The organism is Verrucomicrobiaceae bacterium, from assembly GCA_016713035.1.
Taxonomy (GTDB): domain Bacteria; phylum Verrucomicrobiota; class Verrucomicrobiia; order Verrucomicrobiales; family Verrucomicrobiaceae; genus Prosthecobacter.
In genome coordinates this window covers 1-12,261 of record JADJPW010000011.1, presented here as the reverse complement: position 1 = coordinate 12,261, position 12,261 = coordinate 1, and the positions used below count along the sequence as shown (strand labels likewise).

General features: G+C 59.2%; 11 protein-coding genes. 7 read left to right on the top strand and 4 right to left on the bottom strand.

The genetic code is table 11. The annotated features are described in order from the left end of the window. Positions 1–4 precede the first annotated feature (4 nt). Positions 5–577: a hypothetical protein gene (locus IPK32_23385; GenBank protein MBK8094827.1), complete on the top strand. Its 573-nt coding sequence runs from the start codon at positions 5–7 to the stop codon at positions 575–577. 3 nt (positions 578–580) lie between these two features. Here the strand turns inward: IPK32_23385 and hemL are convergent, their stop codons facing one another. Then, entirely contained in the window at positions 581–1,867 is a 1,287-nt protein-coding gene (gene hemL / locus IPK32_23380) for a glutamate-1-semialdehyde 2,1-aminomutase (protein MBK8094826.1), read from the bottom strand. Positions 1,868–2,083: 216 nt separating this feature from the next. Between hemL and IPK32_23375 the strand changes: the two genes are divergently transcribed. Beyond that, the gene (locus IPK32_23375) at positions 2,084–2,791 is read left to right on the top strand and encodes a hypothetical protein (GenBank protein ID MBK8094825.1); all 708 of its coding nucleotides are present in this window, start codon (positions 2,084–2,086) and stop codon (positions 2,789–2,791) included. 11 nt (positions 2,792–2,802) lie between these two features. Here the strand turns inward: IPK32_23375 and IPK32_23370 are convergent, their stop codons facing one another. Next, on the bottom strand, positions 2,803–4,515 hold the full coding sequence (locus IPK32_23370; GenBank protein MBK8094824.1) for a hypothetical protein: 1,713 nt from the start codon (positions 4,513–4,515) through the stop codon (positions 2,803–2,805). A gap of 210 nt (positions 4,516–4,725) precedes the next feature. Between IPK32_23370 and IPK32_23365 the strand changes: the two genes are divergently transcribed. Further along, entirely contained in the window at positions 4,726–7,416 is a 2,691-nt protein-coding gene (locus IPK32_23365; GenBank protein MBK8094823.1) for a hypothetical protein, read from the top strand. Between the two features lie 3 nt (positions 7,417–7,419). Here the strand turns inward: IPK32_23365 and IPK32_23360 are convergent, their stop codons facing one another. Beyond that, positions 7,420–8,715 carry an MFS transporter gene (locus IPK32_23360; GenBank protein MBK8094822.1) on the bottom strand — a complete coding sequence of 432 codons (1,296 nt, stop codon included), beginning with the start codon at positions 8,713–8,715 and terminating at the stop codon, positions 7,420–7,422. A 69-nt stretch (positions 8,716–8,784) separates the two neighbouring features. On the opposite strand from IPK32_23360, the gene IPK32_23355 reads away from it, so the two are divergent. Continuing rightward, positions 8,785–9,453, top strand: a complete 669-nt coding sequence (locus IPK32_23355; protein ID MBK8094821.1) for a hypothetical protein — start codon at positions 8,785–8,787, stop codon at positions 9,451–9,453. 13 nt (positions 9,454–9,466) lie between these two features. Here IPK32_23355 and IPK32_23350 read toward each other — a convergent pair whose 3' ends face one another. Next, on the bottom strand, positions 9,467–9,643 hold the full coding sequence (locus tag IPK32_23350; protein ID MBK8094820.1) for a hypothetical protein: 177 nt from the start codon (positions 9,641–9,643) through the stop codon (positions 9,467–9,469). On the opposite strand from IPK32_23350, the gene IPK32_23345 reads away from it, so the two are divergent. From IPK32_23345 to IPK32_23335, 3 genes are all read left to right on the top strand, one after another. Continuing rightward, positions 9,642–10,232: a hypothetical protein gene (locus tag IPK32_23345; GenBank protein MBK8094819.1), complete on the top strand. Its 591-nt coding sequence runs from the start codon at positions 9,642–9,644 to the stop codon at positions 10,230–10,232. The genes IPK32_23350 and IPK32_23345 overlap by 2 nt on opposite strands. 146 nt (positions 10,233–10,378) lie before the next feature. Continuing rightward, positions 10,379–11,326: a 2-hydroxyacid dehydrogenase gene (locus IPK32_23340; protein ID MBK8094818.1), complete on the top strand. Its 948-nt coding sequence runs from the start codon at positions 10,379–10,381 to the stop codon at positions 11,324–11,326. 69 nt (positions 11,327–11,395) lie between these two features. Then, on the top strand, positions 11,396–12,261 hold an 866-nt coding region (locus tag IPK32_23335), incomplete at its 3' end, for a hypothetical protein (GenBank protein MBK8094817.1).

Sequence of the window (12,261 nt, the reverse complement as noted above, 5' to 3'; positions counted from 1 at the left end):
TAATATGAACGTCCACAATACCCCAGCTCCAAAGCGTTTATCCGCCTGGACGTTGCGGCGGTGGACTGGAATATTTTTTCTTTTTGTCCTGCCTGCGGTTCTTTTCATCGGTGATCCATTAACGATCGTGATGTTTGCACCCATCTTTGGTCCAGCTGCGCTGATCGCTCACATTTTAGTTTGGAAAGTCTCGCAGAAGTTCATCGCCAATGAGTTCGGGCGACGCCTGCTTTGCTTTCTTGTTCCTGTGACAGCCTCGGGGTGGCTGCTCTTCACTCTCAGCTTCTTTTATGGAAGACCGAGATCAGTGATAGCCATGGCAATGCAGGAGCCGCCTCCATTGTTGTTTTGGACTCGATCCTTCGTGGAAGACGGATGGACTGATTATGTCTTTCGAATGCACGTGACCATTGATCCAGATTACCTTAAATCGGCATTGGAACGGCACTTTAACGGTCCAATCCGACATGGTGGCACCAACAGCTACCATTGGAAGAACCACACCGAAGGAGCCACATGTACCGTGGAAACCGATGATGCCTTCAGCTTTGCCAAAATCAGCTACGGCACAGATTGAGTATTACAACGCCTCCAACGCCGCGGCAGCCACTTCCGCCGTTTGTTCGAGGTCGTCGCGGCTGTGGGCCATGCTGATGAAGCCGGTTTCGAACTGGCTGGGGGCGAAGTACACACCGTGGTCGAGGCAGTGGTGGAAGAATTTGCGGAAGGCGGCGAGGTCGCTGGTTTTGGCGTCTTGGAGGGTGTGGACTTCCTTTTCGGTGAAGAAGAGGCAGAACATGCTGCCTTTGCGATACCAGCGGTAGTTGAGGCCCTTTTTCTTGAGCACGTCGAGCACGGCGGTCTCCATGATCTGGCCGAGGTTTTCGAGCAGGGCGTAGCCGTTTTTCTTTTCTAGCTCGCGGAGCTGGGCCAGTCCGGCTGCGAGGGCGACGGGATTGCCACTGAGCGTGCCGGCCTGATAAACGGGGCCGAGCGGGGCGAGGTAGTCCATGATCTCGGCGCGACCGCCGAAGGCTCCGACGGGCAATCCGCCGCCGATGACTTTGCCGAGGCAGGTCAGATCGGGCGTGATCTTTTCCAGCTCCTGCACGCCACCTTTGGCGAGTCGGAAGCCGGTCATGACTTCGTCAAAAATGAGCAGCGCACCGTGTTTGGCGGTGATTTCGCGGAGTTTGGCCAAAAAGCCCGGTTTGGGCAGAATGAGGCCCGCATTGGCCGGATACGGCTCGACGATGACGCAGGCGATTTCGTGGCCTTTTTTGTCGAAAAGCTCTTCCAGGGCCGCTTCGTCGTTGAAGGGCAATACGCTGGTCAATTCGGCGAAGGCCTTTGGCACGCCAGCGCTGTCGGGATTGCCATGGGTGAGCGCTCCGCTGCCTGCGGCGACGAGCAGGCTGTCGCTGTGGCCGTGGTAGCAGCCGTCGAATTTGACGAGGCGGTCACGCTTCGTGAATCCGCGTGCGAGGCGGATGGCGCTCATCGTCGCCTCGGTGCCGCTGCTGACCATGCGGACTTTTTGGATGCTCGGCACCCATTCGCAGATCGTGCGGGCCATTTCGACCTCGTAGAGGTTCGGGATGCCGAAGCTGACGCCTTCTTTGGCGGCATTGTGGATGGCCTCGATGACGGCGATGGGCGCATGGCCGAGGATCGCGGGACCCCAGGTGCCGACGTAGTCGATCATGCAGCGGTCATCCACGTCGTAGATGCGGCAGCCTTTGGCACGCTTCACGAAAAAGGGATCACCACCGACATTGCGAAAGGCACGCACAGGCGAGTTCACCCCGCCGGGGATGTATTGCTTGGCGAGATCGAAGAGTTTGGTGGAGAGAGGGCCGTTGGGCATGGGGTGGAGGGGATTGGGGCGGGGGATGAACCTCAACAATCAAAAATCCTCAATCAGCAATCATCATTGCTGTGCGCCACAGAGATTGACGATTGACGAATATCGATTGCTGATTGTTGAAGGATCAAAACCGGCCTTGAGCCATACGCGAAAGCTCTTGGCCGTCGAACAAAAGGTTGCCGGGTGGCGTCGGAGGCTGGTAATCTCTCCCCTGTCATGAAACACCTGCTTTTCCTCACCATTGGCCTGCTGCTCGGACTTGATGCCCAGGCGCAGCTCTCAAAAAACAAATCCTCACTGCCGCAGGAGCCCGGCACCTTTTCCATTGAGGGCCTGACGCCGAAGCCCGTGCAGGTGCGCATCCCCGCAGAGGCACCCGCTTACACGACGAGCAAGTTTGATCGCGCGATCGGCAGTTTTGCGCCGGGCTCCGTCGTCACGCTGGTGGCGATGAGTGATTCGGCCTACCGCGTGCGTGGTCGGGCACGGCATGGCGACATCGCAGGCTGGCTGCGGCAGGCGGATGTGCTGTCCAAAGATCCGCAGCTCGCCACGAAGCTCAAAGCGCTCTTCACCCGCACGCAGCAGGTGGCGGAGCTGATCGAGAAGAATCAAATCGCCCTCGGCATGACCAATGAGGAGGTGCAGGCCTCACTGGGCAAGCCCACACGCAAGAACTCCAAGATCAACATCACCGGTAAGACCGAGCGGCTGGAGTACGCCATCTTTGAAAAAGTGCCGCAAGTCACCACAGGGCGTGACGCCTTTGGCCAGCTCGTGCAGACGGTCGTGTATGTGAAGGTGGAGGTGGGCACCCTAGCGGTGAATTTCAAAGACGGCATCGTCGATGAGATCGAGGAGACCAAGGGCAATCCCCTCGGCGGTGGCGGCGTGAAGATCGTCCCTGCGCCGGTTTTCTTCTGAGCCGTCCAAGCTTAAAAAGACTTCATCGGAGTCCGCGACAACACTTTCTCAGTTTCCAAATTCTCAGGCAGCGGCTTTCCACGCTTCTGCAAAAAGCGGCGAGCGATACCGCGGAGTTTATAGTTTTTGGTTACCACCAGTTCGGTGACTCCCAGGCTCTGGGAGTCCATCTGGTAGCTCGTTTGCAGCTCGTAGCCGCCATGTTTGAGAAGCTTGGTCATCACTTCATCGTCTTCTTCCATCTGCCAAGAGGCCAGCATTTGCAGCGCCTTCCCCAACTGTCCTGCCCTACGTGAGTCCATCGTTAGTTCGGCAGTGCCACTCGCAGCTTCTTTTATGAAATACTCGCGCAGAGGGTCGTGAATGAGGCGATTGAAGGGGTTGCGGTCTTTGAGGAAAAACTCGGGGTGGTAGAGCTTCTCAGCGGTTTCTAGTGGCATCGTTTGGGCGCATTCAGCCCAGAAGTCCCATTCACCGCTTTTCTGATCCGGTTGGCGTGCGTCGGGGCCGCCATCTGGGCGAGCCATGATCGCCAGCATGTCGATTTTCTCTGCTGCGGGCATTTGGCGGGCGATTTTGACGAGCGTCGCGATTTGCGAGCGACGGATCAAAGTTGTGGCGCCGATCTCGCGCAACCATTTGGCATCGGCAGTGGCCCAGCTCTCGATTTCGGCGGTGGGCACGATGGCATCCACGATCCATGCGGCGGACAAAATGGCGTGCTCATTGCCGGGAAGGCTTTGTTTGGTGTTTTTCTTCATTCTCGCCACGGCTGGCGCGATTGCTCCGCGCCAAGTCTCTGGTTTGGAAAAGCGGGAGGCAGACTTGCTGGTGGCGGTGGGCACTTTCAGCAATTCCCAGGCTGTCTCTTCGGACATTGCTGGATGAGCTTTGGGGTCTGCACTGATTCTGGCGATGCAGAGCTGATTGAGTTCTTCCGTGCTGGGGCATGGCTTATCGAGGTTGGCGCGAAATTCCTCGATAGCGGCCAGCAGGTCATCGCGCTCAGGCGTTTTTGCCATGGAGATGGCGGCAGCTTGGAGTTTTAAAACCTGACGCAGTGCGGGTTCATTGCGCGGATACCACGCCAGAGTTCTCACCGCTCGTGTTCGCTGTGAGAGGGTGATTTGTGACGGAGATGAGGGATTCTCCGTGTAGTCCAGAACATGGCGCAATCCCCAGGGAATCTCGCCAGCGGTCATGTGGTCGGTGGCGACAGCATCGAGGTCTTGTTTCGAGATGCGTCCCTTACCCGTGTTGGATATGAACTCACTGCCTTTCTTCGCATAGCGCACTGTTTTGAGTTCGCCTTCAGCTGGCCGGTAGCCGTGCCATTTGAAAAACTGCCGCGCTGGTAGATTGACGGGGTAGTAGCTGTTACCGCACCAACTGGACATGTGGACCTGAGCACGCTTCCAACTGCCATCTGTGTCTTGGTACTCCAGTTTGATGTATAAATCGCGATCCTGCGTGTCGAGCGAGATGTCTTCGTTGGTCTTATTGACCAGATAGAGGGGCACTCCTTGGGACTCATTTGCTTCAAAGTCTGCCCATAAAGTAAGAACACCCTCGGTAGCCTGAACCTTCGCGGGCAAATCCACGAGCGGCGACGAATGCCCCACACTGGATGAGTGCATGGCTGAGGGGTTCTTGATGAGTTCCTCATCAAGCGCGAGTGCGATCCAGGGCGTCAAAAGACAGGCCGCGAGTAGCTTTGAGTTCATGGGAAAGATTACCTCTACGTCAGCACGGCACGCCAGACTTTTTATTGGGGTGGTTTCGCGTATGCCGACCTGAAAAGATCAGGGTCAGCTAGGACAGGTGGATGGTGCTGTGTGCGTTTTCAGAGGCACATGAGCGTTCATCTTCACTTTAGTCCTTCATTTTCTACTTTTCTGCGGACCTCTGCGATCTCTGCGTTTGTTTTTCTATTCGTGATTGGCTCGGCGTTCGCACAGATGGCGAATCAGCCGCCGGTGCCGATGTGGGTCATTGCGGAGAAGGAGGGGATTGTTTCATTGAGCGTGCAGCACAGCGGCAAGCTACTCAAGGCGGTGCTGCTGACGGCGAGCGACGCCACGGTGGAGGTGTGGGTGGATGGGAAAAGTGTCGCCACACTGCCAAAGGCGGAGACGGCGACGGGGACCGACCTCACGCGGTATTTGAGCGATGGCAAAAGGCATGAGATCGGGCTGAAAACAGCCGCCAACAGCCGTGTAGCGGCCTTGCTGGAGCTCAATGGCGATCTAGCGGCGGTGCGGTGGCTGCCGACGGATGCGAGTTGGGCGAATGCGAAGGTCCTCGGGCCTACGGACGCGGACGCTGCGAGCAATCCCTTCGATTTGAAGAAGACTTTTGATGCCTACAATTCTTGGCAGCTCGCCAAGCCGGGTGCGCAGGCTCAGGCCACAGCAGTGGAGGCGCTCACGCTTTTACCAGGCTTCCAGGCGGAGCTGGTGCGCTCTGCGCAGCCGGGCGAGGACTCGTGGGTGTCGATGGCGTTCGATCCACAGGGCCGGATCACCCTGGGGAAGGAAAAGAAGGGTCTGCTGCGCCTCACACTGAGCGGCAGTGGCGATCAGAAGATGGAAACCATCGACGACGAGCTGCTGGAGTGCCGTGGGCTGCTGTATGCGCACGGATCACTCTTTGCGAACGCGAACAATACGAAGGCGCTTTTCCGACTCACCGATGCAGACGGAGATGGCGTCTTTGAGCAGCGAAAGGAGCTCATGCGCACAGGCGGCGGTGTGGGCCATGGGCGCAATCACATCAAGCTCGGCCCCGATGGAGACATCTATGTGGCGCATGGGAACAATGTGCTCATCCCAGAGAACACCGCGCCGGATTCGCCACTGAAAAACGATGCGCACGATCAGCTCATCCCCAATCCGTGGGATGGCAGCATGTTCGACGGCAATGTGGAGCTGCCCGCTGGCCACATCCTGCGTGTGAAGCCTGATGGGTCCAAGATCACACTGCTCGCAGGTGGGCTGCGCAACCCCCTGGACATCGCTTTTGATCAGCGCGGGGAGCTTTTCACCTTCGATGCGGACATGGAGCGGGATGTGGGCACGCCGTGGTACATGCCCACGCGTGTGCTGCATGTGCTGCCGGGCGCGGACTTTGGCTGGCGGCGCGGCACGGGGCGTTTCCCGGCTTTTTATGCGGATACGCTGCCCAGTGTGATCGACATCGGTCTGTCATCGCCCACGGGCATCTATTTCGGCTACGGAGCGGCTTTTCCGGCCAGGTATCAAAGGGCGCTCTACATCATGGACTGGAGTTACGGGCGGATCATCGCGGTGCATTTTGGCAAGGTGGTGACGCAGGAGGATTTTATTACTGGGAGGCCGCTGAACGTCACGGACGGCTGCATCGGGCCAGATGGCGCGATGTGGTTCATCACTGGAGGGCGGGGGACGCAGGGCGGGCTGTATCGCGTGACGTGTGCGAAGACGCAGGAAACGGCTGACGCAGCGGAACAGACCGTCTTTAGCGAGCGTGAGGAGCAGCTACGGCAGCGCTTGGAGCTGGAAAACCGGCCCGTGGGCGAATGGAGAGAAAAAGTGCTGCAAAGTGGCCAGATGCATGAGTTGCTGGCTTTGGCCCGAGTGGGTGAAAAAGCCGATTTGGAGCCTCTTTTGACGGCGGTGATGAAAAGAGAGCCCAAACCGACTTTGGAGGCTCTGCGGGTGATTTCAGTCGCCATCGCGAGAAGGGGAGAACCCGCGCAAAAGGCCGCTTTGCAGGCCTGGGCGGCCTTCCCGGCGGGAGAGACGTTCTTGAACCGCGAGCTGTGCCGTCTGTTGGTCTATTTGAAGTCACCGAGTGTGATTGAGAAGACCATGCCGCTACTCCAGGCGGCCACTTCATCGGAGGACTTGCTGTTTTACCCATTCATCCTGCGCTACCTCAAAGATGGCTGGACGTTGGAGCATCGCCGGATCGTTTTTGAGGCGCTGAACAAGGCGGAGAAGATGAACGGTGCCTCCACCTTCTTCAAAGCCATCAGCGACACTCGCAGCGAGCTCGCTGCGGCGCTGAAGCCCGATGAGGCGCTGAAACTCGCCGCCGTGATTCATCCGCCGAAGCCCGCGACACTCTCGCCGCACGCGCTACCGGGCCACACCTTTAAAAACTGGACACTGGCCGATCTAGAGCCGCTGCTGGCGAAGATGGATGCGAAGAGCCGCAGTCGCGAAAGTGGCCGCGATGCACTGGTGCGCACGCAATGTGTGTTTTGCCACCGCGTGAGTGCGGACAATGCGCTGCCCGCAGGCGTGTTCGGGCCGGATTTGACACTGGTTTCCGCTCGCTTTGGCCGACGTGATTTGCTGGAGCACATTCTGAGCCCATCGAAGTTCATCGACGAGAAATTCCGCTACCTGACCGTGCAGACGAGCGATGGAAAGACGATCACCGGCAGTCTGGAGAGCGAGGATGACGAGCGCGTGGTGCTAAAGGTCAATCCACTAGCGACGGAGACCACAGAGGTGGGCAAGTCGATGATCCGCGAGCGCCGTATGAGCGAGATCTCGCCCATGCCCGCCGGTTTGCTCAATTCCCTGAAGGCGGAGCAAATCCTGGATCTCCTAGCGTGGTTCGAGACGCAGAAGAAGTGAGTCTCAGTCCTGCGTCACCGGCTTTTCAGCATTCACAAAGAGGCCGAAGATGCCTGCGAGCACGAAGGCGATGGCGCAGACCCACACGCCCTCGTGGTAGTCATGATTGGTGTCGAAGAGTAGCAGGGTTTTGGTGAAGATGAGCGGTAGCAGAGCGGCACCGAAATTGCCCCACATGTTTCCCCAGCCGAAGAGCTGCGCCTGATACTTGCCACTGATGTCCTGCATCGTCGTCCACATCGCTGGTAGGCCGAAGTCTGCAAAGAACGTCACCATGCCGAAGCTAAAGGCCATGCCCCAATGCGTATCGGTGGTGAGGGCGAGCAGGTAGCAGGCCGCGGCGGCGAATTTCGTGATGGAGAGCGGCAGCATGCGCCCCAGGCGCTTGCCGTAACGGCGGGTGAGTGCATCCGTGGCGATGCCGCCGATGGGCAGGGCCGAGATGCCGATGAAAAGCGCTGCCGTAGTCACCCAGCCGCTCGCAGCGTCATCGAGGCCCATGACTTTTTTCAGATAATCCGGCAGAGAGAGCACCAGGAAGGCCCAGCCGATGTTGGTGAAGAATTGCACCGCATTGGCGAGCCACAGATTGCCACTGGTGCAGGCGGCGGCCCAGGGGAAGCTGCGCGGCGGGTTTTTCACCGGTTGGAAGTCGCCGCGGCCTTCAGCCAGCAGCGTGATCTCGGCTTCATTGCAGCGTGGGTGCAGGCGCGGGTGCTCGCGGAAGACGGTCCAGTAACACACCGCCACGGCAAGCCCACCAAAGCCGTAGATCCAGCCCGCGTAGCGCCAATCACCTGATTTGAGGATGACGAAAGCCGTGAGCCACGGTGCGGCAGCACCACCGATGCGCCCGCCCCAGGAGATGATGGCGCTAAAGAGTCCGCGTGCTCCGATGTGGGCCCAGCGTGTGACCAGACTGCTGCTCGCAGGGTAGTAACCCGCCTCCGCCAAGCCGCAGAGCATGCGGGCGACAAAGAGCGTCCAGAACCCTGTCGCGAAGCTGGTGGCGGCGGTGAAGAAGGACCACGCTGCGATGTAGATGGTGATCAGCATGCGGGCTCCGAAGCGGTCACTGAGCCAGCCTGCTGGCACCTGGAAGAGTGCGTAGGCCCAGAAGAAGGCTCCTTTGATGCCATCGATCTGGCCTTGATCGAGCTTGATGTCTGACTGGAAGGAATCCGAGCCCAGGATGTTCGCCAGGCAGATGCGGTCCAGGTACATCAGGAAGGCCACGACGGTGCCCGTGGCGAGTACTTGGTGACGGACGGCAGTGGGCGGCGCGGATGCAGCGGACATGATCAAGTGGTGGACGTGACGTGGATAGATGTGAGACGCAGCAGCAGCGCGGCGTTTAGCGTGGCAGCCATGAAAGCAGCCATCACCCTCATTCTTGCCGCCAGCACCCTGATTTCAGCCGCCGCAGACCGCATACCAAAGGAAATGCGCCCGAAATTGGTCAAAGAGGGCAAGGTGCTGGTGCAGGATGATTTCAGCACCGAAAAGCTGCATGAGGGCTGGCTCATGCCGAAGGGGGACTTCGCCGGAAAAGTCACGCGGCAGCCGGATGGCACTGTGCAGATCGAGACGGGAGTGGGCAGGCAGGGCTACATCTATCGCAAGCTCGATCCCGGCACGCAGGACGCCTCTGTGCAACTCCTGATCAAGCCCCAGACGAGCACCTGGATGGGCGTGCGTTTCACCGTCGCGGGTGAGGATGGCGTCGGGGACCGGCACTGGAAAATCGCCACCATTGCCTATGCCAGTGGCTTCATCCGTGTGGTGGAGCCAGATGCCGCCGCAGACGTCAATAAACTGAAGGTGCTGAAATCTGCGAAGACCGACATCAAGCCCGGCGAGTGGTGGCGCATCAGCGTGGAGTCCCGCGAGGACAAGTATCTGGTGCGGGTGAATGGCGAAGAAATGATCGAGCTGAAGCATCCTGGCACCGCAGGTGAAAAAGTCGCCGTCATGGTGAATCTCTACGGAGGCACGGGCCTGATCGATGAAGTGAAGGTGATGGCTGGGGGAAAGTGAGCGCGGCTTGCTTTCATCTTGCGCCACGATCAGGCGCGGCGAATCGTGAGTCATGACTGCTATCAAAAATCTCGTCGCTCTCCTCGTTATCTCCGTGCTCGGAGCTGGTGTGCTGGGCTGGTTTCTTTTCCAGACACGCACGCAGAATGATGCCCTGCGGGCCGATATACTGCGCATCGAGGCAGAGCATGATGCGCAGCTCCGTGATAAGGATGGTGATGCAGCGGTCGCTGGAGAATCAGGCCGCGAAGCACCAGCTCGCGCTCGATGCTCTGAATGCCGAGCATGCGCAGACTGTGGCCGCGATGCGCCAGGATGAGCGGAAGCGGCTGACAGCAGCAGCGCGGGAGTTTAGCAGCATTTTTGAGGGGAATCAGGCCACGCTGGGCTACATCAATGCGCTGGAGGATAAGGTGAAGTCCGGCCAGCAGCTCTCCAAGGCCGAGGTGGAGCGCCTCACGGTGATCACCACCGGCCTGGGCTACCTGAAGAAGCAATACCAAAAACCGATGGAGGAGTTCAAGGAGCCCCAAGATTGCTTTGAGGCCCAAGCGGCGAAGGTGGTGGAGAAACCGAAGGGAGCTTCTTCAAACGCCTCTTCAGCAAAAGCTACCGCGAGGCAGAAAAGGAATACGAGCGCAATCAGGGTGCAAAGCAGGCCTTCGAGCAGGCGCAGGGCGTGTTTTCACAGGTTTTACCAAGGCGCAGAAGTCGATGGCCGGTGTGAGCCTGGATGCAGATGCGCAGATCAAAAGTTGCGGGGATTACATCGACGATAAAAAGCAGCAGAATGCAGATGACCTGAGCTCCCTCTTTGGCCAAGCACGCAAGGCACTGCGCACGCACCAGGCAGTGCTGGATTTCGAGCCAGAGGCAGCCCCGACTCTGCCCAAGACGAGTCCGCCGCAGCCGTGATGCCTCCGCCATTCACCATCCCACTCCTCACACTGTGCCCACTACCCGACCTGAAGTACTCCTCGCGGTGCCGTTGCCGGATTTTCTGCGTTTGCCGCTAGAGGCTGCTTACACCTGCCATGTGCTGAAGGATGCGCAGCCGCACCTGGGGCGCATCCGTGCGGCGATCCCACTGGGCGGCACGGTCTTGAGCACGGAGTTGCTCGCGAGCATGCCTGCGCTGGAAATCGTGAGCGTGATGGGCGTGGGCTATGATGGGGTGCCTATTCCGTACTGCCGTGAGCGCGGTATCCGCGTGACGAATACGCCGGATGTGCTGACGGATGACGTGGCAGACATCGCGGTGGCGCTGGTGCTCATGACGAGCCGGCGGCTGGTGGAGTCCAATCGCTACCTGCATGCCGGGAGCTGGCTGACGGGGCCATTCCCACTGGCACATGCCGTGCGGGGCAAAACAGCGGGCATTTTCGGCCTCGGCCGCATCGGAAAGGCCATCGCACGGCGTCTTGAGGCCCATGGGATGAAAATCGCCTACCACGGCCGGAAGCCGCAAAATGTGCCATGGGCGTATTTTGATGATTTACAGGCTCTCGCGGCAGAAAGTGACTTTTTGGTCATCGCATGCCCCGGCGGCCCAGAGACGCAAAAACGCGTGGATGCGCCTGTTTTGGCCGCTTTGGGCCGTGATGGCACGCTGATCAATATCGCACGCGGCAGTGTGGTGGATGAGGCGGCGCTGATCACCGCGCTGCGTGCCGGGACGATCCGTGGCGCAGGCCTGGATGTCTTTGAAGATGAGCCCCGCGTGCCTGCGGAGCTGCTGGCATGCGAAAATGCGGTGCTACTGCCGCATGTGGGCAGCGCCACGCATGAGACACGCCTCGCGATGGCGAATCTGGTGCTGGAGAACCTCGCCGCACACTTCGCCGGCCGGGAGCTGATCACGCCCGTGTGCTAAAAGGGCATCCGTGTGAATGCGGAGAAAGTTAGAAATACCGCCCTACCCGATTACGCACTAGCTTTCATCATGCGCCTTCCGACTTTGTTCTTCCTGACAGGCCTCTCGCTGCTGCACGCCGCCGAAAAGGACACCCGACTCGTGCGTGAGACCGAGGCACTGTCTCCAGATGCGGAGCGAGCCGCGCTGCATGTGCCCGCAGGCTTTGAGGTGCAGCTTTTCGCCGCGGAGCCGCAGATCAACAAGCCCATCAACATCGCCTTCGACGCGAGGGGCCGACTGTGGATCAGTAGCACCGTGGAGTATCCGTATGCCGCCGATAAAAGCCGCTGGTCCGATCCTCAAGGCACCCGCGTCCGAGATAGCCGCGATGCCATCAAGATCCTCGAAGACACCGATGGCGACGGCCACGCCGACAAAGTCACCGACTTCGCCGACGGGCTCAATATCCCCACCGGTGTCCTTCCTTGGCATAAACCCGATCACAAAGCGGGCTGCATCGCCTTCAGCATCCCGAACATCTGGTACTTCGCCGACACCGACGGCGACGACCGTGCGGATGTGCGTGAGGTGCTCTTTGGCCCGCTGGGCTACGAAAAAGACACCCACGGCATGTGCAGCAGCTTCCGCCTCGGCCTGGATGGCTGGGTCTATGCCACGCATGGGTTTAACAACATCAGCAAATTCCAAATCCTCCCGCAACACCGCCAACCGGGAACTGAGAACCGCGAACCGGGAACCTTGGAGCTTCACAGCGGCAACGTCTTCCGCTTCAAGCCCGACGGATCAAAGGTGGAACTGTGGACCAGCGGCCAGGTGAATCCTTTTGGCCTCGCGTGGGACCGTTACGGCAATCTTTACAGCGCAGATTGCCACAGCTCGCCTATTGTATCAGGCTCATTCGCGGTGCCTGCTATCCCAGCTTTGGCAAACCG